26 protein-coding genes and 1 riboswitch are annotated in these 23818 nt (G+C 69.3%); of the genes, 17 read left to right on the top strand and 9 right to left on the bottom strand.

The window, feature by feature from the left end:
* Window positions 1-10: 10 nt before the first annotated feature.
* Window positions 11-604 carry a copper chaperone PCu(A)C gene (locus SACGLDRAFT_RS18865; protein ID WP_005466566.1) on the bottom strand — a complete coding sequence of 198 codons (594 nt, stop codon included), beginning with the start codon at window positions 602-604 and terminating at the stop codon, window positions 11-13.
* Between the two features lie 331 nt (window positions 605-935).
* On the opposite strand from SACGLDRAFT_RS18865, the gene SACGLDRAFT_RS18870 reads away from it, so the two are divergent.
* The 9 genes from SACGLDRAFT_RS18870 to SACGLDRAFT_RS18905 all read left to right on the top strand — a co-directional run bounded on the left by SACGLDRAFT_RS18870 (window position 936) and on the right by SACGLDRAFT_RS18905 (window position 7898).
* Window positions 936-1427 carry a CarD family transcriptional regulator gene (locus SACGLDRAFT_RS18870; RefSeq protein ID WP_005459728.1) on the top strand — a complete coding sequence of 164 codons (492 nt, stop codon included), beginning with the start codon at window positions 936-938 and terminating at the stop codon, window positions 1425-1427.
* A 72-nt stretch (window positions 1428-1499) separates the two neighbouring features.
* Window positions 1500-2075 carry an IspD/TarI family cytidylyltransferase gene (locus tag SACGLDRAFT_RS18875; RefSeq protein WP_269729141.1) on the top strand — a complete coding sequence of 192 codons (576 nt, stop codon included), beginning with the start codon at window positions 1500-1502 and terminating at the stop codon, window positions 2073-2075.
* Complete coding sequence (gene ispF, locus SACGLDRAFT_RS18880; protein WP_005466568.1) at window positions 2072-2554, top strand: 2-C-methyl-D-erythritol 2,4-cyclodiphosphate synthase; 483 nt, start codon at window positions 2072-2074, stop codon at window positions 2552-2554. Before SACGLDRAFT_RS18875 ends, ispF begins: the two co-directional genes overlap by 4 nt.
* Window positions 2551-3237 carry an HAD family hydrolase gene (locus SACGLDRAFT_RS18885; RefSeq protein ID WP_005466569.1) on the top strand — a complete coding sequence of 229 codons (687 nt, stop codon included), beginning with the start codon at window positions 2551-2553 and terminating at the stop codon, window positions 3235-3237. The genes ispF and SACGLDRAFT_RS18885 overlap by 4 nt, the downstream gene beginning before the upstream one ends.
* A gap of 17 nt (window positions 3238-3254) precedes the next feature.
* Entirely contained in the window at window positions 3255-4634 is a 1380-nt protein-coding gene (gene cysS / locus SACGLDRAFT_RS18890) for a cysteine--tRNA ligase (RefSeq protein ID WP_005466570.1), read from the top strand.
* Between the two features lie 3 nt (window positions 4635-4637).
* Window positions 4638-5606, top strand: a complete 969-nt coding sequence (gene rlmB, locus SACGLDRAFT_RS18895) for a 23S rRNA (guanosine(2251)-2'-O)-methyltransferase RlmB (RefSeq protein ID WP_005466571.1) — start codon at window positions 4638-4640, stop codon at window positions 5604-5606.
* A 139-nt stretch (window positions 5607-5745) separates the two neighbouring features.
* On the top strand, window positions 5746-5910 hold the full coding sequence (locus SACGLDRAFT_RS22975; protein ID WP_269729143.1) for a hypothetical protein: 165 nt from the start codon (window positions 5746-5748) through the stop codon (window positions 5908-5910).
* Complete coding sequence (locus SACGLDRAFT_RS18900) at window positions 5877-6383, top strand: DJ-1/PfpI family protein (RefSeq protein WP_269727866.1); 507 nt, start codon at window positions 5877-5879, stop codon at window positions 6381-6383. Before SACGLDRAFT_RS22975 ends, SACGLDRAFT_RS18900 begins: the two co-directional genes overlap by 34 nt.
* A 78-nt stretch (window positions 6384-6461) precedes the next feature.
* The gene (locus SACGLDRAFT_RS18905) at window positions 6462-7898 is read left to right on the top strand and encodes an MBOAT family O-acyltransferase (protein ID WP_005466572.1); all 1437 of its coding nucleotides are present in this window, start codon (window positions 6462-6464) and stop codon (window positions 7896-7898) included.
* 260 nt (window positions 7899-8158) lie between these two features.
* Here the strand turns inward: SACGLDRAFT_RS18905 and SACGLDRAFT_RS18910 are convergent, their stop codons facing one another.
* Window positions 8159-8575: an RING finger protein gene (locus tag SACGLDRAFT_RS18910; RefSeq protein WP_005466573.1), complete on the bottom strand. Its 417-nt coding sequence runs from the start codon at window positions 8573-8575 to the stop codon at window positions 8159-8161.
* Window positions 8572-8709 carry a hypothetical protein gene (locus tag SACGLDRAFT_RS22395; protein ID WP_157608849.1) on the bottom strand — a complete coding sequence of 46 codons (138 nt, stop codon included), beginning with the start codon at window positions 8707-8709 and terminating at the stop codon, window positions 8572-8574. The genes SACGLDRAFT_RS18910 and SACGLDRAFT_RS22395 overlap by 4 nt, the downstream gene beginning before the upstream one ends.
* Window positions 8710-8779: 70 nt before the next feature.
* On the opposite strand from SACGLDRAFT_RS22395, the gene SACGLDRAFT_RS18915 reads away from it, so the two are divergent.
* The 4 genes from SACGLDRAFT_RS18915 (at window position 8780) to SACGLDRAFT_RS18930 (ending at window position 14413) form a co-directional block, all read left to right on the top strand.
* Window positions 8780-9928, top strand: coding sequence for a helix-turn-helix domain-containing protein (locus SACGLDRAFT_RS18915; RefSeq protein ID WP_005459739.1), 1149 nt, complete (start codon window positions 8780-8782; stop codon window positions 9926-9928).
* A gap of 162 nt (window positions 9929-10090) precedes the next feature.
* Complete coding sequence (locus SACGLDRAFT_RS18920) at window positions 10091-11020, top strand: LysR substrate-binding domain-containing protein (RefSeq protein WP_005466574.1); 930 nt, start codon at window positions 10091-10093, stop codon at window positions 11018-11020.
* A gap of 157 nt (window positions 11021-11177) precedes the next feature.
* Entirely contained in the window at window positions 11178-12494 is a 1317-nt protein-coding gene (locus SACGLDRAFT_RS18925; RefSeq protein ID WP_005466575.1) for an MFS transporter, read from the top strand.
* A gap of 2 nt (window positions 12495-12496) precedes the next feature.
* Window positions 12497-14413, top strand: coding sequence for an FAD-dependent monooxygenase (locus SACGLDRAFT_RS18930; protein WP_005466576.1), 1917 nt, complete (start codon window positions 12497-12499; stop codon window positions 14411-14413).
* Between the two features lie 51 nt (window positions 14414-14464).
* Here the strand turns inward: SACGLDRAFT_RS18930 and SACGLDRAFT_RS18935 are convergent, their stop codons facing one another.
* A complete protein-coding gene (locus SACGLDRAFT_RS18935; RefSeq protein WP_005466577.1) occupies window positions 14465-14878 on the bottom strand; it encodes a hypothetical protein in 414 nt (137 codons plus the stop codon).
* Window positions 14879-15045: 167 nt separating this feature from the next.
* Between SACGLDRAFT_RS18935 and SACGLDRAFT_RS23140 the strand changes: the two genes are divergently transcribed.
* Together SACGLDRAFT_RS23140 and SACGLDRAFT_RS18940 are read left to right on the top strand one after the other, a co-directional pair.
* Window positions 15046-15327 (top strand): type II toxin-antitoxin system Phd/YefM family antitoxin, encoded by a 282-nt coding sequence (locus SACGLDRAFT_RS23140; protein WP_408640254.1) that lies wholly within the window; start codon window positions 15046-15048, stop codon window positions 15325-15327.
* A 9-nt stretch (window positions 15328-15336) separates the two neighbouring features.
* Window positions 15337-15693 carry a type II toxin-antitoxin system VapC family toxin gene (locus SACGLDRAFT_RS18940; protein WP_005466578.1) on the top strand — a complete coding sequence of 119 codons (357 nt, stop codon included), beginning with the start codon at window positions 15337-15339 and terminating at the stop codon, window positions 15691-15693.
* Window positions 15694-15809: 116 nt separating this feature from the next.
* Here SACGLDRAFT_RS18940 and SACGLDRAFT_RS18945 read toward each other — a convergent pair whose 3' ends face one another.
* Window positions 15810-17165, bottom strand: a complete 1356-nt coding sequence (locus tag SACGLDRAFT_RS18945) for a DUF2252 domain-containing protein (RefSeq protein ID WP_005466579.1) — start codon at window positions 17163-17165, stop codon at window positions 15810-15812.
* Between the two features lie 245 nt (window positions 17166-17410).
* Between SACGLDRAFT_RS18945 and SACGLDRAFT_RS18950 the strand changes: the two genes are divergently transcribed.
* Window positions 17411-17833 (top strand): excalibur calcium-binding domain-containing protein, encoded by a 423-nt coding sequence (locus tag SACGLDRAFT_RS18950; protein WP_005459759.1) that lies wholly within the window; start codon window positions 17411-17413, stop codon window positions 17831-17833.
* A 52-nt stretch (window positions 17834-17885) separates the two neighbouring features.
* On the opposite strand, the gene metE is transcribed toward SACGLDRAFT_RS18950, so the two are convergent.
* On the bottom strand, window positions 17886-20174 hold the full coding sequence (gene metE, locus SACGLDRAFT_RS18955) for a 5-methyltetrahydropteroyltriglutamate--homocysteine S-methyltransferase (RefSeq protein ID WP_005466580.1): 2289 nt from the start codon (window positions 20172-20174) through the stop codon (window positions 17886-17888).
* 136 nt (window positions 20175-20310) lie between these two features.
* Window positions 20311-20548, bottom strand: a riboswitch (cobalamin riboswitch).
* Window positions 20549-20691: 143 nt separating this feature from the next.
* Here metE and SACGLDRAFT_RS18960 point away from each other — a divergent pair.
* A complete protein-coding gene (locus SACGLDRAFT_RS18960) occupies window positions 20692-21402 on the top strand; it encodes a hypothetical protein (protein WP_005466581.1) in 711 nt (236 codons plus the stop codon).
* A gap of 19 nt (window positions 21403-21421) precedes the next feature.
* On the opposite strand, the gene SACGLDRAFT_RS18965 is transcribed toward SACGLDRAFT_RS18960, so the two are convergent.
* The 3 genes from SACGLDRAFT_RS18965 to SACGLDRAFT_RS18975 all read right to left on the bottom strand — a co-directional run bounded on the left by SACGLDRAFT_RS18965 (window position 21422) and on the right by SACGLDRAFT_RS18975 (window position 23795).
* The gene (locus SACGLDRAFT_RS18965) at window positions 21422-22111 is read right to left on the bottom strand and encodes a hypothetical protein (RefSeq protein ID WP_005466582.1); all 690 of its coding nucleotides are present in this window, start codon (window positions 22109-22111) and stop codon (window positions 21422-21424) included.
* 68 nt (window positions 22112-22179) lie between these two features.
* Window positions 22180-22947: an SDR family oxidoreductase gene (locus tag SACGLDRAFT_RS18970; protein ID WP_005466583.1), complete on the bottom strand. Its 768-nt coding sequence runs from the start codon at window positions 22945-22947 to the stop codon at window positions 22180-22182.
* A 53-nt stretch (window positions 22948-23000) separates the two neighbouring features.
* Window positions 23001-23795: a DivIVA domain-containing protein gene (locus SACGLDRAFT_RS18975; protein ID WP_005466584.1), complete on the bottom strand. Its 795-nt coding sequence runs from the start codon at window positions 23793-23795 to the stop codon at window positions 23001-23003.
* Window positions 23796-23818 lie beyond the last annotated feature (23 nt).

A 23818-nucleotide genomic window follows, 5' to 3' on the forward strand; every position in this document is an offset into this window, starting at 1 on the left:
GGCCGAAGAATCAGTGACCGCCGCTGCCGTGGGGCTCCCCCGGCTCCGCCGGGTTGGTCCGCGGCTCGTCGGGGACCGTGACGGGCATCTCGAAGGTCACCGGCCCGGCGTCGCGGAAGGTGAGGGTGATCTCGACCATCTGGCCGGGACGCAGCTCCCTGGTCAGCCCCTGGAGGGTGAGCGTCCCCCTGGTGGGGTCACCGGCGGGCTCGCTCGTGGCGGGCGCGTCGGTGCCGATCACGAGGGTGCGCTGCGCGGGCACGACCCTGGAACCCTCGATGACGACCTGGGACGCGGCGTCGGTGCGGGCCGACACCAGCTCGTCGGCCTCGTAGCCCTGGTTCACGAGCCACATCGTGGTCTGCGCGTCGCTGTTCGGCGGGTACACGGCGGGACCGTCCCCGTCGGTCTCGGGATAGGAGACCTCGGCATTGCGGATCGCGATCGTGCCGACCCCCGCCGAGGTGCCGTTGATCGCCGCCACCTGGGTGTCCGTCTGAGTGATCTGACCGGCCCCGCAGCCCGTGACGAGCAGTGCGGCACCGACAGCGGCCACGACCGGACCGAGAGAGCGGATCCTCGAACCCACCGTGCGACGTTTCACTCTTGGAGTCCCTCCTACTCAGGGCTACCTGCCGGTGAGACTATCCCGGCCGGGCGTCGAGCACGTCACCCGGTGCCCCACGGGTGTGGCGCAGACTTCACCCCGGCTTCACCCACGCGGCTAGATCAACTGCGCTAAAGCGGTCCACAATGGATTACCGGAATGCGCACGAATGCCCCCGCCGTCACCTGCATGAGTATGCGAATTACGCATTTGTCAACCCCCTCGCCACCCGAAATCAGGCCACTGACCTGCGACAACGAGTTCGGGTGTCTGGTTAGCGGTCGAAACCGCGTGCTAAGATGAACACAGCGAAAGGGGCAGAGGACACATGGTTTTTAAGGTCGGAGAGACCGTCGTCTACCCGCACCACGGTGCCGCACTCATCGAAGCGATCGAAACTCGCGTGATCAAGGGCGAGGAGAAGCAGTACCTCGTCCTCAAGGTCGCGCAGGGTGATCTCACGGTTCGCGTTCCCGCCGACAACGCCGAGATCGTCGGTGTGCGTGACGTCGTCGGCCAGGACGGCCTGAACCGAGTCTTCGACGTGCTGCGGGCGCCGCACACCGACGAGCCGACCAACTGGTCTCGCCGGTACAAGGCCAACCTTGAGAAGCTCGCCTCCGGCGACGTCAACAAGGTGGCCGAAGTGGTGCGCGACCTGTGGCGACGCGAAAAGGACCGTGGCCTTTCCGCTGGCGAGAAGCGGATGCTGGCCAAGGCGCGGCAAATTCTGGTCAGCGAGCTCGCGCTCGCCGAGGGCACCGACGAGAGCAAGGCCGAGGTCCTGCTCGACGAGGTGCTGGAAACCGCGGTGGTCTAGTCGCTGCCCAAAGTCATCGCGCTGGTTCCCCTGGGAACCGAGGACAGCCGGGAATCGGGTGCACTCGCGCGAATACGCGGCGCTTCGCTGCTGGCACACGCTGTGCACGGCCTCGTCGACTCGGGTTGTGTCGACCGTGTCGTCATCACCGGTCCACAGTCGGTCCACACCGAATGTGCGAAAGTGATCGCGGAGGTCGGCGATTCCCGCGTGGTCTTCGTTCCCGGCGGTGCCGGCCGTACCGAGTCGGCCCGACGAGCTCTTCGGGCCGTTGAGCCACGAGCGCGGGACATCGTGCTCGTGCACGAACCGACCCGGCCCTTCACGCCCGCGGAAAGCATTCGCGCCGTCGTGGCGGCTCTCCGCTCCGGAGCGCCCGCCGCCGTGCCCGTGGAGCCGGTGACCGACACCGTGAAGGTCGTGGACTCCTACGGCGACGTTCGCCGTACCACCGACCGTGAGACGTTGCGCCGCGCGCAGTCGCCGCGAGGGTTCACGGCCGAGTTCCTGCGGAGCGTCGACCTGGCCGAGGCGTTGGAGTTCGTCGGAGTCTCCGTGCGTGCCGTACCGGGACACCCGAGCGGGGCCCGAGTGGACACCCCGTTCGAGCGCGCCGTCGCGGAAGCTCTGCTGGAGGAACGGCAATGAGAGTCGGCCAAGGCGTCGACGTGCATCCCATCGAAGCCGGTCGGGAATGTTGGCTCGTCGGTCTGCGCTGGCCGGACGCCGACGGATGTTCGGGGCATTCGGACGGCGACGTGGGCTCGCACGCGTTGTGTGACGCGCTGCTCTCCGCCGCCGGGCTCGGCGACCTCGGGGCGGTCTTCGGCACCGGCGACGCCCGATGGGCCGGAGCACACGGGGTCGAACTACTCACCGAGGTTCGAGCCAGGATCACCGAGGCCGGATACCGAGTCGGCAACGCGGTCGTCCAGATCATCGGCAACAAACCCCGGATCGGAAGCCGCCGGGAGGAGGCCCAGCGGGTGCTCGGGGACGCGATCGGCGGCCCCGTCTCCGTCTCCGCCACCACCTCCGACGGACTCGGCCTCACCGGACGCGGTGAAGGCATCGCGGCCATCGCCACGGCGCTGCTGCTGCCGGCGACGGGAGGGAACGGGGCATGACGATCGAAGCCGTGCTGTTCGACTTCTCGGGCACCCTGTTTCGGTTGGAGCACGATCCGAGCTGGTTGGCGGGCATCACGGACCATCGTGGCGACCCGCTGGACATCGAGGCGCAAGCCGAGCTGATGCGACGCATGACCGCTCCCGTGACGTTGACGGTCGACCTCGACGACGAACACCTGCACGCCTGGCATCACCGGGACCTCGATCCCGACCTGCATCGCAAGGTGTACCTGGAGGTACTGCGGCAGTCCGGCATCTCCCGCGTCGAACAGGCCAAGGCGCTCTACGACAAGCTCGTCGACCCGGCGGAGTGGACGCCGTACCCGGACACGGGTGAGGTCCTGCGCAAGCTGTCCGCTTCTGGCATCCGGGTGGGTGTGCTCAGCAACATCGCCTTCGACATCCGACCCGCGTTCTCCGCCCGCGGCCTCGACACCTACGTCGACGAGTTCGTGCTCTCCTACGAGATCGGGGCCATCAAACCCCGGCCCGAGGCGTTCCGTACCGCGCTCGACCGACTCGGCGTGGCTCCCGAGCGCACCCTCATGGTCGGCGACAGCGCGGAGGCCGACGGCGGCGCCACCCAACTCGGCTGCGCGTTCGCGCTGGTGGACCCGTTACCGACGGCGACGCGCACGGACGGGTTGCTCACCGCCCTGCGCGAGCATTCGGTGCTCTGAGAAGTACCATTTGCGACGTGGCCCTTCGACTGTTCGACACCGCGACCAGACAGGTGCGCGAGTTCCGACCCGCGCGTGAAGGAACGGCGTCCATGTACGTCTGTGGGGCCACCGTGCAGGGCGTGCCGCACATCGGACACGTGCGGGGCGCGTTGAACTACGACGTGTTGCGGCGGTGGCTCGTCCACTCCGGACTCGACGTGCTCATGGTGCGCAACGTCACCGACATCGACGACAAGATCCTCGCCAAGGCGGCTGAAGCCGGTCGTCCCTGGTGGGAGTGGGCGGCGACGCACGAACGCGCGTTCGAGGAAGCCTACGCCGCGCTCGGCTGCCTCCCGCCGTCGGCGACGCCCCGCGCCACCGGACACGTCACGCAGATGATCGAGCTGATCCAGCGGCTCATCGACGCCGGGCACGCCTACGCCGCGGCCGGCGACGTGTACTTCTCCGTGGCGTCGTTCGACGACTACGGGGCCCTGTCCGGGCAGCGACCGGAGGACGTGCAGCAGGGCGAGACCCAGGGTGCGGGCAAACGCGACCACCGCGACTTCACCTTGTGGAAGGGCAGCAAGCCCGGTGAGCCGTCCTGGCCGACCCCCTGGGGCCCCGGCAGGCCCGGCTGGCACCTGGAGTGCTCGGCCATGGCCACGACCTATCTCGGCTCGGAGTTCGACATCCACGGCGGTGGTGTGGATCTGGTCTTCCCTCACCACGAGAACGAGCGTGCGCAGTCGCGTGCGGCGGGCGATGGCTTCGCGCGGTACTGGCTGCACAACGCCTGGGTGACCATGTCGGGCGAGAAGATGTCGAAGTCGCTCGGCAACGTGGTGGCGATCCCGGAGATGCTGCGCCGCTACCGGGCCGTGGAGCTGCGGGCGTACTTGATCCAGCCGCACTATCGCTCCACCATCGAGTACTCCGACGCGGCGCTGAAGGAGTCGGCGCAGGGTTACCGGCGTATCGAGCAGTTCCTCCGGCGGGTGCGGACGACGGCCGGCGAGATCCGGGTGGGCCAGGTGCCCGCCGAGTTCGCCGCCGCCCTCGACGACGACCTCGGCACCCCGCAGGCGTTCGCCGTACTGCACAACACGGTGCGCGACGGCAACGCCGCGCTCGACTCCTCCGACAGCACCAAGGCGCTGGAAGTGGCCGAGTCCGTGCGCGCGATGGTGGCTGTCCTCGGCATCGACCCGCTCTCCGAGCAGTGGGCCGAGCACACCGGAACCGAGGCCGAGGCACTTGCGAAATTGGTCGAGGCCATGCTCGCCCAGCGACAGCAGGCCCGAGCCGAACGCGACTTCGCCACGGCCGACGCCATCCGCGACCAGCTCGCAAACGCCGGCATCGCGGTGGAAGATACCCCCAATGGTCCCCAGTGGACAGTGAGAGACTGACGTATGGCTGGCAATTCGCGTCGCCGCGGAGCGGTGCGCAAGCAAGGCACGAAGAAGGGCGCCGTCGTCGGCTCCGGTGGAGTCCGTCGTAGGAGCCTCAAGGGCAAGGGCCCGACTCCGAAGGCGGAGCTGCGTCCGGGACACCCGGCCCAGCGCCGGGCCGCGGCCGCCGCCGCCCGCGCGGAGCAGAAGCGCAACGCGGCCAAGAAGGCGGCGGAGGCTCCGGAGATCATCGCGGGCCGCAATCCGGTGGTGGAGGCGCTGCGGGCCGGCGTTCCCGCGACGGCGTTGTACGTGGCGTTGAACATCGACGCCGACGACCGCGTCACCGAGGCCGTACGCGTGGCCGCCGACAAGGGCATCTCGATCCTCGAAGTGCCCCGCGACGAGCTCGACCGCAAGACCAACAACGCCGTGCACCAGGGGCTCGGGCTCCAGGTGCCGCCGTTCTCCTACGCGACCCCCGACGAGCTGCTGAAGGCGGCGCGCGAATCCGGTGAGCCGCCGCTGCTCGTGGCGCTCGACGGCGTCACCGACCCGCGCAACCTCGGGGCCATCGTCCGCTCGGCCGCCGCGTTCGGCGCGCACGGTGTGTTGCTGCCGAGCAGGCGCAGTGCCGGGATGACCGCCGTGGCCTGGCGGACGAGCGCGGGCGCGGCCGCCCGACTGCCGGTGGGCATGGCCACGAACCTGACGCGGCAGCTCCGCGAGTGGGCGTCCGAGGGGCTGATGATCGTGGGCCTGGACGCGGACGGCTCGGTGGACATCGACTCGATGAACATCGACGTCGACCCGCTGGTCATCGTGATCGGCTCGGAGGGCCGCGGCCTGTCACGGCTCGTGAAGGAGACGTGCGACTACACCGTGTCCATCCCCATGGCCGCCGGGGTCGAGTCGCTCAACGCCTCCGTCGCCGGAGCGGTGCTTCTGGCGGAGGTCGCCCGCCGTCGCCGAGCAGCGGGCCGCGTGTGATGCGGACGATCGGGGTCCTGCTGTTCCACGACGTCGAGGAACTCGACGCGGTGGGTCCGTGGGAGGTGCTGTCGCACTGGGCGAAGACCTACCGGACGACGGCTACCGGGTCGTGACGCTCTCCCGAGACGGTGGTGTGGTGCGCTGCGCGAAGGGCCTGCGTGTCGTGGCCGACCATTCGTACGACGACGTTCCCCCGCTCGACGTGCTGCTGTATCCGGGAGGGCGGGCACCAGGCCGCAGTTGCACGACGCGGACCAGCTGGCCCGGGTGCGCAAGCAGCGCGAGACCGTGCCGCTACTGACGAGCGTGTGCACGGGGTCCTTGGTCTACGCCGCGGCGGGGCTGCTGCGTGGCCGGCCCGCGACGACCCACTGGCTCTCCCCGGACCTGCTCGCCGAACTCGATCCCACTATCGACGTGCGGCGGGACGAGAGGTTCGTCGACGACGGCGACATCGTCACGTCGGCGGGTGTCTCGGCGGGCATCGACATGGCGCTGCACCTGCTCGCGCGGCTGGTAAGCCCGGAGCGGGCGCGCGAGGTGCGGGAGCACATCCAGTACGCCCCGGAACCGCCGGTGCGAGCGCCCGCCACCGTACACCAAGTGCAAACACGCGTGCACAATCTGCGGACACGCGTGCCTAACCTGCGGACACGCCGACGTGGTGCCCAACCACCGGCGTGTCCGCAGTTCTCGTACGCGTGTTCGCATCTGTCGTACGCGTGTTCGCATCTGTCGTACGCGTGTTCGCAGTTGGCGTGCCCGGCCCCCTGAGTGCTTACTTGCCATGTCGCTCCATCGGGGGATGGCCTCCGTTAAGGTCACGATGCGCACTCGTGACCGGGGGGATTGATGTCGTTCGTCTCGCCACTGTTTCTGTGGTACTTCATGCCCGCGATCCTCATCGCGGTGCTCGTGCTGCCCAGAAGCTGGCGCAACGGCATCGTCGCCGTCGGCAGCCTCGTCTTCTACGCCACGGGAGCGGGCGCCTTCACGCTCCTGCTGCTGACCTGCATGGTGGTCAACTACGCCGCGGGCCCCGCGCTGGAACCGGACCCGTGGCACCCACACCTGCAGAGGCGACGACGCTGGCTACTCATCGCCGTCGTCACGTTCGACCTGTCGATCCTGCTCATCTGGAAGTACGCGGGCTTCGCCACCGAGCAGATCGCCTGGTTCGCGCGGCTCTTCGGCGGCGACTTCCCCATCGCCGAACTCGCCCTGCCCATCGGCATCTCGTTCTTCACCTTCCACCACATCTCCTACGTGGTGGACATCTACCGGGGTGAACGCCCGGCGCTGCGCAACCCGGTGTCGTTCGGCACCTACATCTCGATGTTCCCGCAGCTCGCGGCGGGCCCCATCGTGCGATACCACGAGATCGCCGACCAGCTCCCGCAACACCGCTCACACCGGCTGGACGACATCGCGGCGGGTTTCCCCCGCTTCGCGCTCGGCCTGTGCAAGAAGGCCGTGATCGCCGACTCGCTCGCGCCGATGGTCGACGCGTGCTTCTCCACGCCCGCGGAGGACATGACATTCGCGATCGCGTGGCTCGGCGCGATCGGCTACACGTTGCAGCTCTACTTCGACTTCTCGGGCTACTCGGACATGGCCATCGGGCTCGGCCGGATGCTGGGCTTCCGGCTGCCGGAGAACTTCGCTCGGCCGTACTCGTCGGTGACCGTGACGGAGTTCTGGCGGCGCTGGCACATGTCACTGTCCCGCTGGTTCCGTGACTACGTCTACATCCCCCTCGGCGGCAACCGGGACGGCGCGGCGAAGACGTACCGCAACCTGTGGATCGTCTTCCTGCTGACGGGTTTCTGGCACGGCGCGGCGTGGACGTACGTGGTGTGGGGCGTCTATCACGGTGTCCTGCTGGTGGTGGAACGCGCCACGGGCCGGGACGCCTCGCCACGCACCACCGCCGGCCGGGTGGGTCGGCGCGTGCTCACGCTCTTCCTGGTGATCTTCGGTTGGGTGTTCTTCCGCGCGCCCGACCTCGGCTACGCCTTCACGATGCTCGGCGACATGCTGATCCCCGACTTCACGGGTCTGAACGACGTGGTGGAAGGCGCACTCACCAACCAGCGGCTCGTGTTGCTGCTCGCGGCGCTGGCGGTGTTCTTCCTGCCCGCCTACCCGGTGACGGGCCCACTTCTGGAGTCGGCGCGCACCAAGCCCGCCGCGGCACTCCGGGTGGCGGTGATGACGGTGGGCGTGTTCTACGCCGCGGTCCTCGTCGCCACGGGCACGTTCAGCCCGTTCCTGTACTACCAGTTCTGAGTTACCGCGGTCGGCGCGGGGAGCAGGGGCCTCGGGGTGCTCGATCGGCGCCGACCGGAGGTCTACAGCAGACGTCGGAGCCCGTCGAGTACGGCGTGGAGCACGCTCAGCGCCGGCGGGGTCGTCTCGCGCAGCGCGGCGCGTGCCTCGGCGGCACGGAGGTCGTCGGCGGTCGCCAGGCCGGTGGGAGGGGGTCGAGGCGCCAGAGCCGCATGGTCGGGCGGTCATCCACCACGGAGTCGAACACGGGCGTGGCGAGGTCATGCACGCGACACCTCCGTGACGAGCGAGGTGGATTGCTCGGCGTTGCCGACGGTGTCGACCGCGCACCAGTGCCGGTGGTCGGTGTCGTCGAGGCACCGGGCGATGCAGCCGCCGCAGAAGCGTCCGTCGACGCTGGTGTGCGGCTGGTCGGGTCGCGCGACCGGCTCATTCGCGCACAGGGCGCACAACACGGTTTCCTGCGCCGCCGGAGTGACGAGGATGTGGCCGCCCAGCTCGGCGGCGCGGGCGAGCATGTCGTCGGCGAGCACGCGCAACGCCGCCCCGACCTCACGCAACCCGTCGGCCGGGAGTTCACCACCGTCCTGCGCGGCCATGAGCGCGAGCACGACCTCACCAAGACGCGCGTTCACCTGCCCGAGCCGCACCAGCAGTTCCCGGTCACGGGCGATCACCGTTCACCACCCCCGGCGCTCGGCGGCTTCGCGGCCGTGCTTTCCTGATCGTCCTCAGCCGTGGTCTTGGCCGGTTCCTGCCCCGTCCACATCGCACGGCCCCCGCCACGGCACGATCCGCTGTTCCAGCTCATGTGCGGACCGTATTCACTTCATCACAGCAGAGGTTTCCAAACAGGAAACCCAGCAGGTACCGTCGTCGACATGGACACGATCGGGGCAACGATCCGCCGCCTGCGACGTTGGCGCGGCCTGACACTGGAACAGGCGGCCGGGCTCGCCGGGATCAGCAAGGGCTACCTGTCGAAGATCGAGAACAGCCGGGTGGCCGTCGACCGGCGCAGCACACTCGTCGCGATCGCGGACGCGTTGCGGGTCAGCCTGGCCGACATCACCGGCGACGGACTGGAGATTCGCGACCCGGACGCCGACAGTACGGTGCCCGCGATCCGTACCGCCCTGCTCGACAGCGACCTCGACGACAGCCCGCCGCAGGGTGAGCTGTCGGCACTGCTCGCTGAGACACAGTTGGTCGCCGCGATGCGCCAGGCCAACCAGATGGCCGAGGTGGGCCGCCGCCTCCCACCACTGATCACCGCTCTGCACACGCATGCCCGGCAACCCGAGGGGCTCCGCGCGCTCGTCAGCGTGGCCCACACCACCTCACTGCTGCTGAAGGGGCTCGGAGCGCCTGATCTGGCGTGGATCGCGGCCGACCGCGGACACGAGGCCGCCGAGCGGCTCGGTGACCCGCACTGGATCGCACTCGCGGCGTTCGCGCGCACCCAGGCTCATTCCGGCCTCGGCGCGCACCGCCGAGCGGGCACCCTCGCCCGTGACGCGCTGGAGATCGTGCCCGGCGACGCGATCGACGTCCGTGGCGCACTCACCTTGACCACCGGTTTCATCGACTCCGTGGTGGGTGACGACCCGTCCGCCGCTCTCGACGAGGCCGAGGGGCTCGCCCGCCATGTCCAGGACGGCAACCGCCATCACCTGCTTTTCACCCCGGCCAACGTCGTTCTGTGGCGCATGGCGTCGGCGCTTGAGCAGGGCGACTACGCGGCGGCTGCCACGCTCGCGAAGTCGGTCCACCCGACCGACCTCGAAATCAACTCGCGCCGCACCACGTACTTCATCGATTACGCCCGCGCACTATGGGGGCTGCGGCGACCCGACGAAGAGGTCATTGCGCTGCTGGCCCAGGCCGAGAAGATCGGCCCGGTGAGGACCAGGAGCAACGCCTTCGTTCGAGAGATCGTGTCCACGATGGTGGAACGGGCACGGCGGCAGGCCGTCGCACGTGAGGCTCGGGGCTTGGCATCCCGCATGGGCTTGTTGAAGACAGCCTGACAGCACAGCAAGCGGCCCCGGACACCACACGGTGCCGGGGCTGGCGACGAGGACACCACGGCAACTGCGATCACGAGCGGGCAGTCCCTCCCTCGCCGGCGTCGTGCTCTCGCTCGTGCCCGCTTTCGGCACCGGCCCGCGAGGCTGGATTACCGTCTGGGTATGTCGCGCATCGACCCTGTGCCGGCCTACACCCTCCGGCAGCTCGCGGCGTTCGTCGCGGTGGCGGAGACCGGCACGATCAGCGCCGCGGCGGAGCGCGCTCACCTCTCGCCGTCGGCGCTCGCCGGGGCGGTGACCGATCTGGAGAAGGCACTGAAGGTGCAACTCACGGTGCGCCGCCGGGCTCGCGGCGTGCAACTCACGCCGACGGGCGAAGCCGTGCTCGCTCGCGCCAAGCTGTTGCTGGAGCAGGCGTCCGGACTCCAGACCGACGCCGCGGGCGTGGGTGGCGTGGTCACCGGGCCGATCGCGCTGGGCTGCTACCCGTCGCTCAGCCCGACGGTCCTGCCGTCGCTGCTGCACGCCTTCACCCAGCGGTACCCGAAGGTGACGGTGGAGCTTCACGAAGACACCCAGAACCGCCTCGGGACCCGCCTCGAAGAAGGCGAACTCGACCTCGCCATCGTCTACGACCTCGACCTGCCGCCGGAATGGCAGACAGCACGCCTGGCCACCCGCTCACCGGCGGTGTTGCTGCCGACCGATCACCCACTCGCCTCACTCGACGGGCCACTGCGGCTCGCCGACCTCGCCGACGAACCCATGGTGTTGCTCGACGCGCCTCCGAGTTCCCACCACGCGACGGAGGTGTGCAGGCTCGCCGGGTTCGCGCCGAGGGTGGCGTACCGGACACAGAACTTCGAGACGGCCAGGTCGTTCGTCGGTCGGGGACTCGGCTGGACCCTGCCGGTACAGCGTCCCGAGCACGACGTCACCTACGAGGGACTCGGTGTGGTGGTGCGCACCGACCTCACACCCCGGCCCGGCCCCGTCGACGTCGTTCTGGCGTGGCAACGGGGGGCCATGCTCAGCAAGGCGTCGCGCACCTTCGTCGAGTTCGCCTTCAGCTCCGCGAGCCGGGCGGAGTAGCAGCGGCTTCCCAGCGGCTACCTGCGCTTTCCCGCACTTCCACGGAAATTCCGACCAGACTGGCCGGAATATCCCGCTTTTCCCGTGCCCCTGCCTGCGGTGATGCTCCTCAACACCGAGCTGCACCCGTGTCACGGATCGGAAAGGCAACGTCGCCATGACGACAACCGACCTCGCCGCGAAGACACCCACGATGTCGGCACGACAGGCTCGCCGCGCTGTCACGTCGAGTTTCGTCGGGACCGCCATCGAGTGGTACGACTTCTTCATCTACGGGACCGCCGCGGCGCTGGTGATCGGACCGCAGTTCTTCCCCGCCTCCTCCTCGCTGGCCTCCACGCTCGCGGCTTTCGCCACGTTCGCGGTCGGCTTCGTCGCACGACCGATCGGTGGCGTGGTGATGGGGCACTTCGGCGACCGCATCGGCCGCAAGTCGATGCTGGTGCTGTCGCTGACGATGATGGGCCTCGCCACCGTGGGCATCGGTCTGCTGCCGAACTACGACGCGATCGGTGTGCTCGCGCCGATCCTGCTGGTCGTGTTCCGGTTCGCGCAGGGCATCGGCGTCGGCGGCGAGTGGGGTGGCGCGGTGCTGATGGCGACGGAGAACGCTCCCCCTGGCAAGCGCGGCCTCTACGGTGCCGCGCCGCAGATCGGGGTGCCCGCGGGCGTGCTCGCCGCGAACCTGGTGTTCCTCCTCATCACCCAGGTCCTGGACGACGAGTCGTTCCAGTCGTGGGGCTGGCGTGTCCCGTTCCTGCTCAGCGCCGTTCTCGTGGGCATCGCCATGTGGATTCGCCTCGGCGTGCTGGAAAGCCCCGAGTTCAGGCAGGTCAAGCAGGAGGAGCGCGTCGCGAAGCTCCCGATCGTCGAGGTGCTCACCAAGAACCTGCGGTACGTGCTGCTGGCCGCCGGCACGTTCATCGCCACCAACGGCATCGCCTACGCGTTCATGGTCTACGTGCTGACCTACGGCACCGAGGAACTCGGCTTCGAACGGTCCACGATGCTGTGGTTGCTGATCGTGTCGTGTCCGGTGTGGATGGCGGGCATGGCGTTGGCCGCCGCGAAGTCCGACGTGCTCGGTCGCCGCCGGGTCTACACCTGGAGTTCGCTGGCGCTCCTCGTCGTCGCCGCGCTGTTCTTCCCGCTGATCGACACGGCGTCGCTGCCCGTCATGCTCGTCGCGATGGCGGTGATGGCGGCCGTGCTCGGCACCACCGCCGGTCCGCAGTCGGCGCTGTTCGCGGAGCTGTTCCCCGCCCACATCCGCTACAGCGGCGCCTCGCTGGGCTACCAGATCGGGGCCATTCTCGGCGGCGGGCTCGCGCCCTTCATCTCCACGTCACTGTTCGCGGCGTTCGGTACGTCGTGGGCGATCACCGGCTACTTCGTCGTCATCGCCGCAATCAGCCTCGGCTCGGTCCTGGCTCTGCCCGAGACCCGCCGCGTGTCCACGGAGGGGGAGCACTGACGATGTCCGCCTACTACCAACCTCGGAGGTATCCGGCTTCGGACTTCCCCTCCACGCCGGACGACGACACGGCGCTGCCGGTCGTCGTCGTGGGCGCGGGCCCGGTGGGCATGGCCGTGGCCCTCGGGCTGGCGAACCGCGGGGTGCCGGTGACGATCCTCGAAGCCGCCGACCGGGTCTCCTTCGGCAGCAGGGCCATCTGCGTCTCCCGGCACAGCCTCGAAGTGGCCGAGCGACTCGGGTTCGGCGCGGAGGTGGAGAGAATCGCGCTGCCGTGGCTCGGCGGGCGCAGCTTCTACCGCGACCGTGAGGTGCTGCGGTTCGAGATGCCACACAGCACCTCGGACGTGCGTGGGCCGATGGTCAACGTCTCGCAGTCGGAACTCGAACAGGTCATGGTCGACGCGCTGACCTCCAACCCACTGGTCACGTTGCACTGGGCGGCCGAGGTGTCCGGCGTCGAACAGGACGCCGAGCAGGTGCGGTTGACCGTCGACACCGCGTTCGGCTCCCGGCGACTGCGGGCACGGTGGGTCGTGGCGGCCGACGGCGCGCGCAGCAGGCTGCGCAAGCTGAGCGGGTTGCGCATGGAGGGCGACACGTACGAGGGACAGTACGTCATCGCCGACATCCACTGGCGGTCCGGCCTGCCGGCGGAGCGGCTGGTGTGGTTCGACGCGCCGAGCAACCCCGGCTCGACCATCATCATGCACCAGCAGCCGAACGACATCTGGCGCATCGACTACCAACTCGACGCCTCCGACGACCCCGAACTGGAGACCAGCGAGGAACGCATCCGCGACCGCATCAGCAGACACCTGACGTGGTTGCGCAACGACGTTCCCTGGACGTTGGAGTGGCACGGCTACTACCGGGCCCGCGCGCTGGCGTTGCGGGACTTCCGGCACGGCCGGGTCCTCTTCGCGGGCGACGCCGCGCACCTGGTGCCGATCTTCGGCGTGCGGGGCCTCAACTCCGGCATGGAGGACGCCGAGACGCTCGCCTGGCAGCTCGCGGCGGTCGTGGGCGGCCACGGTGACGAGTCGCTGCTGCGCGCCTACTCCGCCGAGCGGCACGCGGCGTGGCGGCAGAACGTGGACAACGCGAGTAAGTCCACTTTGGTCATGTCGCCCGGTGGGCACGGCTTCCGCACCACGCGCGACGCGGTGCTCGCGTTGGCCACCGAACGTTCCGAGTTCTCACACCTGGTGAACCCGCGCCAGTCGAGCGCCACGCACGCACACGCGTCACCGCTGACATGGCCGGTGGAGCCGGACGTCACGGGTGCTCTGCCGGGCGACCCGCTGGAGGACCGCAAGGTACTGGTGAGGGCCGTCGGCGGGGTCGAGGAGTCGTCGTTGAACGCGGTCCGGGGAACCGGGTTCGCGTTCCTCGGGTTCGAGCTCGCGCCCTCCGACGCCGACGTCGTCGCGGCGAGTGCCGAGCAGCTCGCCGAGTCGCTACCCGCCGAGCAGGTCCGCGCCGTCGTGACGGCCGCACCCGGTTCGGCCGTCGAGCCGGGTGACGACCTCGCCGTCGTCGAGGACCCGGACACCGCACTCGCCCAGGCCCTGGGCGCCCGTGCCGGCGAGGTGTTCGTGGTGCGTCCGGACGGACTGATCCTGTGCCGCGTCACCGACCTGAGCGCGTTGTCCGACGTGGCCCGCCACCTCGTGTCCGGGACCGCGCCCACCGGCGGCATCGCACCGTCGCGTGTGGAGGGCGGGCTGCCGTCACCGGAGTCGAGGCGGGAACGCGTGTGGCTCGCCCTGTCACGCGCTCTGGACTCCGCCGCGGAGTCCGACCGGGAAGGCATGCTGACCCGGTTGGCGATGCTGCTGGGCGACAAGGTCGGCCACGAGGCGTTCGAGGAGCTGCTGGAGGCCGCCCAGCGCACGGCGAAGACCGCGCGGGAGTAGGGCTCACGCCGTGGGCGCCGCCCCGCGGCGACTCGGCGGCGCCCGCAGCGGCTAGTCCCAGAAGCCGATCGTGCCGAGAATGCCGGCCGTGGCGACGTAGAACTCGGCCCGGTTGTTGTCTCCGTCGACATAGCCTCCGATGTCACGCAGAATCGAGCACGCGCCCTCGGAGAGGTAGACCTCGCGGACCTTGTCGTCGGCGTTGTCGGGGTCGTACTCCATGACCGTGAAGATGCCCGCCGAGGTGGCGTCCTCAAGGCAGATGGCGAAGTCACCGCCTCCGGACTTGACGTGGTTGGTGGTGAAGTAGTTGTAAGTGCCGGTCACCTGGAGCGCGCTGGAACCGAGGTAGTCCCACTCGCCGGGGCCCAACTGCGGTCCTTCGACGGCCGAGGCCGCCGGTGCGGCCAGGCACACCACGGCGGTCGCCGCGGCGAGGGCAGTTCCGATCCGCTTGACGTTCACGCGTCTCCCTTTCGTCCGTGTCGGGTGGGGACGCCGAACACTAGCGCCTGTTCCTGACGTTCATCCGGCGCCGACGCACGTCCGTGCGCCCGTGGGCGGGCGGCAGACCCGCGCCACCGAGGTGCGGCGTACAGCGCGAGAATCGATGTAGCACATTGGGTGCCACCATGGCGTTCGTGGAACGCATCGGCATCCGCGAGCTGCGACAGCACGTCTCTCGTTACCTTGCCAAGGTCAGGAGCGGCGAAACGGTCGAAGTCACCGATCGCGGCGAACTGGCCGCTCTCATCGTGCCGCCACAGCGGTCATCCGCGGTACGGGAACGCTTGTTCGCCACAGGCCGGCTCATTCCCGCCCCGAACCCCCGGGGGCCTGCACCACCTTCCCGAACCGGTCGCCTTGCCCCGGGATGCCCCGTCGACAATGTCCGTCCTCGACGAGTTGCGTGAGGACCGGCTGTGATCTACCTGGATTCCTCGGCGATCCTCAAGCTCGTGTTCCAGGAAGCCGAGACAGTGCCTCCACGTGGTTGGCTCGACGCCAATGCGGAGCACGTCGTGAGCAGCGAACTGGCCAAGGTGGAGGTCACCGTCGCGGCACGCCGTATCGAGCCTGCTGCCCTACCGGCAGCCCGTGCCGCGATCACCGGTATCGACCTGGTTCCGCTCTCCGGCGCCGTGGTGAACCTGGCCGCCGAAACCGAACAGAAACCGCGTAGCCTCGATGCGCTGCATCTCGCGTCCGCTGTACTGCTCGGCGACGAACTGACCCACTTCGTCACCTACGACCATCGCCTCGCCTCCGCAGTGAGGTGAATCGACTGACGGTGACCGCGCCGGGAGCACAGACGATCGCCCGCACCCGACTGTGGCGATTGGGCGCCACGCTTCGAACGCCTTCCCCGGGTGGCCTGGGGGACGTCTGGACACCCTCACCAGGTCACCGACGACTCCGACGACTGCACTCCTGGGATCTCGCCGCCACGGAAGGCGTTGACGAACAGCCGGTGGTCCTCCCGGGTCTGCACGGCGTAGCGCATGCCGAAATCGGTCAGCGACCGCACGAACTCGGTGTCGTCTCGTCCCACCGCCTCGGCGATGGCCTGCTCCACCTGGAGCGTCACGAGCGTCTGCTCCGAGTCGGCGTCGGCCACGCAGTGCATCTTCGCTGTCGCGCGGCCGAGGTAGTCGAGCACGGAAGCCATGTCGGAGGGCTCGGTGAGGTCCGACCAGTCGAGGTCCTGGACATAGGGCGACAGCTCCGACACCACGAATCCGGTACCGCCGATCTCCGTGTGGCCGAGCCACGGATCGGCGTGCGCCTGCAACGCGCGTTGTGACACGGCGGTGCGGTGCCCGTGGTGCCGGAAGTACCGGTGGATACGCTCGTCGGGCACGATGCGGCTGGGCGCGGCCACGTTGCCCTGTTTCATCGACAGCACGACGTCGTTCTCCAACGCCTGGGTACGGCCCTCCACCAGAACGTTGTACGCGGGCAGCCCGGCCGAGCCGATGCCGAAACCCTGTCGTCCGACGATGTCCTTCACCTCGTACGTCAGGCTTCCGAAGCGCTTGTTCTCGGGGATCGTGCGCAGGTACTGGCCGAAGGCGTGTGTGGCGGCGGCGTGTTCGGCCTCGCCCAGCTCTCGCACCCCGGCTCCGCGCCGAAAGCGCCGGTCGTGACCGTCCACCACCGTGAGGTGCTCCAGCAGCTCCACGCGCGTCTTCATGCGGGCGTCCAGGAGTACCTCGTGCACGATTCCGTCGGTGGTGTCGAGCTGCAGCCGGTACTTCTGGTCACCCGGGTGCTCGGCGAAGTGCCGCACCTGGGAGAGATAGGCACGCAGGTACGTCTCGGCGAGCCGCCGGATACCGTCGTCGGAGACGGCCTTGTTCCACGCCAGCAGTGCCACGCTCGCCACGAGCCTGCGCAGGTCCCAGGTGAAACTGCCGAGGTACGCCTCGTCGAAGTCGTTGACGTCGAACACGAGCACGCCCGAGGAGTCCATGTACGTGCCGAAGTTCTCGGCGTGCAGGTCACCCTGGATCCACACCCGGCCGGTGCGCTCGTCCGCCCACGGGTCGTCGACGGCGACCATGTCGTGGTAGAAGACGCAGGCCGCGCCCCGGTAGAAGCTGTAAGGGTCGGCCGCCATCTTGCGGAACTTCTTGCGGAACGCCGCCGGGTCGGCTCGCATCAGCTCGTCGAAGGCGTTCACCAGCACGTCGACGATCTCCGCGCGCCGCTGTTCGCTGTGTTGCCGCACCTGTGCCACCGGGTCACTCATGAGGCACCTCGCGCTCGTCGGAGGGGCCGTTGCCTTCTCAAGCCTCACACGCGCGGGATCCGCCCGCAGTGTCGACCGCGGTGGCGGGAACCCGGATGTGCGGCCCTCGGCGGCCTGTGAAGGCCACCTCGTTCACCCCTCGGTGTGGTTTGGACGCCACCCCGGTTGGGCGCCCCCACAGGTGTTACCGCCCAGGTCGCGGGCGTTTCCCGTGTCCGCGACCCCAACCGGAAGGCTGAGAGCTCATGCTGATTCGCAACGCCGCTCTGGCGTTCGTCTTCGCTGCCGGGACCGCGCTGCCCGCCACCGGAGTCGCGAACGCCCAACCGGACCTCGACTGTGCGAACTTCTCCAGCCAGGCGGAGGCGCAGGCCGAGTTCGACCGGGACACCAATGACCCCCATCGGCTCGATGCCGACGATGACGGCATCGCCTGCGAAGCCCTGAACGGCACCACGAACGGCACGACGACCCCCACCGAGCCCGCACCCTCCACCGAGACGGCGCCCGGTGGGCAGGTGGCCGAGACACCCGCCGGAGGTGTCGCCACCGGTGACGGTTCGCTCGCCGACTCCGGCCCGGCTGCCGCGCCGATCCTGTTCGGGCTGGCGGGACTCGGAACGGCGGCCACGGCCGTCGTGGTCGTCGTCCGCCGCCGCAGCGCCTGACCGGTCCCCGCGCCGCCACCGCCCGATCCGGTGGCGGCGCGGGAGCCGTCTGCTATCCCAGCGTGCGCCGCACCTCGGTGGCTGCGGCGACCAGGTTGCGCAACGCGGGCTCCACCTCGGCGTAGCCTCGGGTCTTCAGCCCACAGTCCGGGTTCACCCACAGCCGTGAGGGCGGCACCGACGCCAGTGCGGCCCGCAGGAGTTCGACGATCTCGGCCACCTCCGGCACCCGCGGGGAGTGGATGTCGTACACGCCGGGCCCGACCCCGCGCGCGAATCCGGCGGCCTCCAGGTCGCCCAACACCTCCATCCTCGACCGCGCGGCCTCGATGCTGGTGACGTCGGCGTCGAGTGCGGCGATGGCGTCGATGACGTCGCCGAACTCCGAGTAGCACAGGTGCGTGTGCACCTGGGTGCTCGCCCGTGCACCCGACGTGGCCAGCCGGAACGCCTCCACGGCCCAGTCCAGGTACTCCTTGTGCCGGTGGGCGCGCAGCGGCAACAGCTCCCGCAGCGCCGGTTCGTCCACCTGGATCACGCCGAGTCCCGCGGCCTCCAGGTCGGCGATCTCGTCACGGATGGCCAGGGCCACCTGCTTCGCCGTGTCCGCGAGCGGCTGGTCGTCACGCACGAACGACCACGCCAGGATCGTCACCGGTCCGGTCAGCATGCCCTTCACCGGCCGGTCCGTGAGGCTCGCCGCGTACGCGGCCCACTCGACGGTGATGGGTTCGGGCCGGGACACGTCGCCGAACAGGATCGGCGGGCGCACGCAGCGTGACCCGTACGACTGGACCCAGCCGTGCTCGGTGTCCGCGAAACCGGCGAGGTGCTCGGCGAAGTACTGCACCATGTCGTTGCGTTCGGGCTCGCCGTGCACGAGGACGTCGAGCCCCAGCTCCTCCTGCAGTCGCACCACCCGCTCGATCTCCGCGCGCATCCGGCTGATGTAGGTGTCGTGGTCGATACCGCCGCGACGCAGGGCGGCCCTGGTCCTGCGCACGTCGGCGGTCTGCGGGAACGACCCGATGGTGGTCGTCGGCAACGGTGGCAGCCGCAGCGCCTCCTGCTGAGCCTCCCGGCGGACGTCGTAGTCGGCCCGGCGGGTGTCCCGAGGCCGCAGCCCCGCCAGGCGACGCCTGACCTGCTCGTCTCGCACCCGCTCGGCGTTCACCCGGTCGGTGACCACTCTCCGAGCCGCGGCGAGCTCCTCGGCCACCGCGTCGCGCCCCTCGCGCAGTGCCCTGCCGAGGACGACAACCTCGTGCACCTTCTGCCGCGCGAACGCCAGCCACGAGGCCACCTGCGGGTCGAGGCTCGACTCCGCTTCGACGTCGTAGGGCACGTGCAGCAGCGAACACGACGAGCTGACGGCGACCTCGCCCGCCAGACCGAGCAGTGTGGCCGCCGTGGTGAGGGCGCGGTCGAGGTCGGTGCGCCAGACGTTACGGCCGTCGACCAGTCCGGCCACCAGCGTCTTGTCCCGCAGGCCCGGTAACGCTGCCAGCGAGTCCAGACCCGGGTCACCGGCCACGAAGTCGACTCCCACGGCCTCGACGGGGGCGGCCGACAGGATCTCCAGTGCCTCCCCGAGGTCACCGAAGTAGCCGGCGACGAAGAGCTTCGGACGCTCGGCCAGCGAGCCGAGCGAGCGGTACGCCTCGCGGAGGGCCGCGAGTTCGGCTTCGGTGCGGTCGGCCGCGAACGCGGGCTCGTCGAGCTGCACCCATTCCACGCCGGCACGCGCGAGTTCGCGCAACAGTTCGGCGTACGCGTCGACCAGTTCGTCCACTGTGTCCAGCGGACGGAACCCCGGAGCCGCTTCGGAATCCGGTTTGGACAGAAGGAGGAACGTCACCGGCCCCACCAACACGGGCCGGACGGGAATGCCGAGCTCGTCGGCCTCCCGAACCTGCTCCAGCACACCGTGGTCGGCGAGGAAAAACCGAGTGTCCGGCCCGATCTCAGGCACGAGGTAGTGGTAGTTGGTGTCGAACCACTTCGTCAGTTCCAACGGCGGCGTCGACTCCACGCCCCTCGCCATGGCGAAGTAGGTGTCGAGTGGGCTCAGTCCCAGGTCCGCGTACCGGCGGGGCACGGCTCCGAAGGTCACCGCCGTGTCGAGTACGTGGTCGTAGAAGGAGAACGTGTTGCCGGGTACCGAGTCGAGTCCGGCCTGACGCAACGAACGCCAGGTGTCGATACGCAGGTCGCGAGCGATGTTCCGCAACTCGGCCTCGCTGATGCGCGACGCCCAGTAGTTCTCCAGCGCTCGTTTGAGTTCCCGGTTCGGTCCGATCCTGGGATAACCGAGTACGGTCGATCCGATTGTGCTGGTCAAGGCTCTCTCCTCGCGAGCTCGACGGCGGCACCGGACGCGCGACGGCGGCCTCGCGGGCGAGCGGGTGGCGACGCGACGTCGCCGAACCACTCGTCCGCCAGGGTCACCCTCGAACGCCCGGAGGTCACGCACACCGGCGGTGTGCGCACCGGTGGCAGGTCTTCGGACTCGCGGGCACGGCCCGGCTCCCACCGGGGCTCCTACTGACCGTCGCTTCCCAGACCGTGTGGCCCAGTGCGTTGGAACCGGTCGAGCGACCGGCCACGGCGTTCGTTCCCACTCACCGCTGCGGGGCAGTCCCGGATTCCCACCGGGTTCCCTCTTGCCTCGCCCACCGCCTCGGCGGAAGGCGAACCACCAGCGCGTCTCACTGTAGTGACGCCGGGGTGCTTGACAAGGGAGCCCGACCGAGCGGTTCGCCTGCCTGCCGTCGCCCGTAACACCGTGCGCCTCCGTTCCGACAAAGTGGCGGACATCACCTCGGCGGTCGCCCCGCGGCTCGGAAACGGAGGAACGGATGGGTCGTCGCAAGCGCAGGCAATCCCGAGCCGGCTCGGATCCCCTCATCCGCCACCGCGACAGGATCGCGTCGCTGGAACATCGGGTGGCCGGGCTTGCCGCTTCCGAGAAGCAGCGGCAGCAGGCCAACGCCGTTCGCACGGAGATTCACACGGTTCTCCTGGATCTGAAGCACGTTCCGCGCTCGCCGTCCCGGGACCGGCTGGCCCTGCGGGCGAGGACCCTGTTGGGGAAGTTGGCGGCGCTCACGACCTCCCCGGACCGGAAACGCGAACTCGGGGGGCGTGATCGGCAGCGCGGATCCGGCGTCTCCGTCCGGGACCTCGAACGGGAGATCCGCGAACTCGTCAAGATACGCAACCCGATGCTGCGTCACGGCAAGGAAGTGCCACCGGAGTTGGCGGAGCGGGAGGCGAAACTGACGGAGCGACTGCGTGTCACCGCGAAGGCGATCCGGGAGTCCCGGCTCGACCGTGGTCACAAGGCCGCGCACCTGACACGGATACAACGCGCCCGAGCAAGCCTGCACAACAAACCCGAAGCAGAGACCCCGTCTCGAAGGACGGCGTCCTCGACGCGGGACCCCGAAAGCATCCGTCGCGCCCGCGTTCGTGAGGAACTGGAACGGGAGGAACGGGAGCGCAGAAACCAGTCGACCTCGGTCTACACCGTCAGTGGTGGCCTGCCGGGGCTGGGTAGACGTCGCTGAACATGCCCCGAGGCCGCTCTCACGCCTCCGTCTCGTCCGGGATGAACGCCAGTTGGTCGGGATGGAAGCTGTCGCGGCACGGGGGTGGCAGCCACGCCTGCGGCCTGGCGCTCTTCTGCCTACCGAGTTCGGTGAAGTTCAGCGGCGCGGAAAGGTCGGCGTGGTAGGCGGCGCCGTCCTTGACCGGTTCGAAGGCCAGGTCGGCGGGCTCCACGCCCACGCCGACGGCCACGAGGTAGGCGTCGTCGAGCGCGGTGGAGAACGCGGCCCACCCGCCCGCGAAGTGCCACACGCGGGCCCTGACCTGCGCACCTTCGATGCGCCACCAGACGATGGGCCATTCGAGATACCGACGGGCCTGATGTTCGGCGTGTTCGACGAGCGCGGGGATCAGTCCCTCGGGCCTGGTCACGGTGCTGTCGGGCAAGGTCACGTTGACGACGCCGAAGGCCCCGCTGAAAGCGACCTCCACCAGTGGGTCCTTGCCGTTCGGGCACATGATGGCCTCGTACCTCTGCTTCGGCAGCGTGCCCACCCGGATTCCGTTGTCGGAGTCGGACTCACGGTGACCCAGCCACAGCGCCCAGGGCGGCCTGCCGGGCAGTCCCTCGAAGAAGTCCACCCAGCGAATGCCGCGGAACGTCTCGTCGAGGCCGTACACCGGGAAGTCGACGACCGACGATGTGTGTGGGGCGGCGTTGGAGTCCACGCGACGATAGTGCACCTTCCGAGCCGTTTCGGCAGCGCGATGTCACCTTCCGCGTTGCCGGAACCTCGTCAGCGCCGAAACCCACCCTCGGCGTCGACCACATTGGCCGTGATCGTGGCGGCGTCCTCGCTGAGCAGAAGCGACACGACCGCGGCGGCTTCCTCGGGTGTGTTCCACCGCCCGCGTGGCAGTCGTTCGGCGACCGAGGCGGTCAGCTCCTCGTCCGCCCACCCGGTGTCCGTCGGCCCCGGGTTCACGGTGTTCACGGTGATCCCGTCGTCGGCGAGCGCGTCCGACAGGGTCCACGTGAGCTGGTGCAGCGCGCCTTTCGTTGCGGCGTAAGGGATTTCCCTCGCCATGGGGCTCAGATGCTGGCCCGAGGTGAAGAGCACCACGCGTCCGGGGAGCGGACGCGGGTTCGTTTCGCGGTACTGCCGGGCGAACGCGCGCACCAGCAGCAGCGTGGCCCGCACGTTGACCGCCCAGGTCAGGTCGAGCTCGGTGGCCGTCACCTCGTCGAGTGTGGCCACCGAGCTGCGCGCGTGATTGGCGATCAGCGTGTCGAGAGAACCGAACCGGTCCACCGCCGCCTCGACCACCCGTTCGGGGGCAGCAGGGTCCGAGAAGTCCGCCTCCAGGTGTCCCAGCGCCTCTCCGCCGGAGAGCTCGGCGAGGACACCGTCGATCCCGCGAGGGTCCGCGCCCCACGGCTCCGTCGCGTCGTAGTGCGACCAGGAGTGCGCGAACACCCGGTGTCCGTCGCGCAGCAGTCTGCGCGCGATGGCGAACCCGATACCGGCGGTCCTGCTGACCCCCGTGACAAGCGCGGTACGCATGATCCGTCACTCTGGCCGGGGACCCGCGCGATGGCAACCGAATTCCGAACGCCTCACGCGGGCTGCTTCGCCTTCTCCTCGGCCTCTTCGACGTGGTCGCTGTCCTGCGCCGCGATCTCCGCCGGGCTCGGGTCGGCACCGAGCCGTTCGAGGGCCTGGCGCAACGCCGACTGGCTCGCGTTGAGCCGGTCGAACACCGCGGCCCGCAGTTCGTAGGCCTCCTTGCGCAGCGACCGCGCCTCGGCCAGCTTGGTCTCCGCCTCGGTGATCATCGCGTCGTACTTCCGCTCCGCGTTCCGCAGCATCTCGGCGACCTCGTTCTCGGTCTTCTTCCGCTTCGCGGCGAGTTCGGCCTCGACGCTCTTCCGTTGCTGTTCCCGCTGCCGGCGGGCTTCCTCGTCCAGGCGTTCCCGCTCCGCCGCGGCTTCGGCGGCGAGCTTCTCGGCCTCGGCCTGCGCCTTGCTCCGCGTCTTCTCGGCGTAGGCGTCGGCGGCGTCCCGGACATCGGCGGCGTCGGCGTTCGCCTTCGCCTTCAACTCCGCGATCTCCTCCTCCGCCAACCGCATCATGGTCTTGACCCGTTCGGTCATGGCGGCGGGCCCCGCCGGGTCGTCGACCATGCGGGCGAGCGCGTTCTTGGTGTCGCTGAGTTCCTTCTGCGCGTAGCTCAGTGCCTTCGTCAGTTCCGCGACCGATGCCGTCGCCTCGTCCCGGTGACGTGCCATGTTGGCGAGTTCGGCGTTCAGTTTCCTGATGTGTTCGTCCACCTGGGCCTGGTCATAACCGCGGAAGGCGGTCGCGAACATCGCATTCGTCGCCTGTGTGGGGGATGCCTGCGCTTCAACCATCCGGACACCATAATGAGTTCGGG

The organism is Saccharomonospora glauca K62 (assembly GCF_000243395.2).
Classification (GTDB): Bacteria; Actinomycetota; Actinomycetes; order Mycobacteriales; family Pseudonocardiaceae; genus Saccharomonospora; species Saccharomonospora glauca.

Excerpts from the sequence above, each read along its gene's own strand:
- SACGLDRAFT_RS18930 (WP_005466576.1), top strand. The coding sequence starts at position 12,497 with ATGTCCGCCTACTACCAACCTCGGAGGTATCCGGCTTCGGACTTCCCC.
- SACGLDRAFT_RS18975 (WP_005466584.1), bottom strand. The coding sequence starts at position 23,795 with ATGGTTGAAGCGCAGGCATCCCCCACACAGGCGACGAATGCGATGTTC.
- SACGLDRAFT_RS18960 (WP_005466581.1), top strand. The coding sequence starts at position 20,692 with ATGGGTCGTCGCAAGCGCAGGCAATCCCGAGCCGGCTCGGATCCCCTC.
- SACGLDRAFT_RS22395 (WP_157608849.1), bottom strand. The coding sequence starts at position 8,709 with ATGAGCTGGAACAGCGGATCGTGCCGTGGCGGGGGCCGTGCGATGTGG.
- SACGLDRAFT_RS18950 (WP_005459759.1), top strand. The coding sequence starts at position 17,411 with ATGCTGATTCGCAACGCCGCTCTGGCGTTCGTCTTCGCTGCCGGGACC.
- SACGLDRAFT_RS18870 (WP_005459728.1), top strand. The coding sequence starts at position 936 with ATGGTTTTTAAGGTCGGAGAGACCGTCGTCTACCCGCACCACGGTGCC.
- SACGLDRAFT_RS18905 (WP_005466572.1), top strand. The coding sequence starts at position 6,462 with ATGTCGTTCGTCTCGCCACTGTTTCTGTGGTACTTCATGCCCGCGATC.
- ispF (WP_005466568.1), top strand. The coding sequence starts at position 2,072 with ATGAGAGTCGGCCAAGGCGTCGACGTGCATCCCATCGAAGCCGGTCGG.
- SACGLDRAFT_RS18915 (WP_005459739.1), top strand. The coding sequence starts at position 8,780 with ATGGACACGATCGGGGCAACGATCCGCCGCCTGCGACGTTGGCGCGGC.
- SACGLDRAFT_RS18925 (WP_005466575.1), top strand. The coding sequence starts at position 11,178 with ATGACGACAACCGACCTCGCCGCGAAGACACCCACGATGTCGGCACGA.
- SACGLDRAFT_RS18945 (WP_005466579.1), bottom strand. The coding sequence starts at position 17,165 with ATGAGTGACCCGGTGGCACAGGTGCGGCAACACAGCGAACAGCGGCGC.
- SACGLDRAFT_RS18920 (WP_005466574.1), top strand. The coding sequence starts at position 10,091 with ATGTCGCGCATCGACCCTGTGCCGGCCTACACCCTCCGGCAGCTCGCG.
- SACGLDRAFT_RS18970 (WP_005466583.1), bottom strand. The coding sequence starts at position 22,947 with ATGCGTACCGCGCTTGTCACGGGGGTCAGCAGGACCGCCGGTATCGGG.
- SACGLDRAFT_RS18885 (WP_005466569.1), top strand. The coding sequence starts at position 2,551 with ATGACGATCGAAGCCGTGCTGTTCGACTTCTCGGGCACCCTGTTTCGG.
- SACGLDRAFT_RS23140 (WP_408640254.1), top strand. The coding sequence starts at position 15,046 with ATGGCGTTCGTGGAACGCATCGGCATCCGCGAGCTGCGACAGCACGTC.
- rlmB (WP_005466571.1), top strand. The coding sequence starts at position 4,638 with ATGGCTGGCAATTCGCGTCGCCGCGGAGCGGTGCGCAAGCAAGGCACG.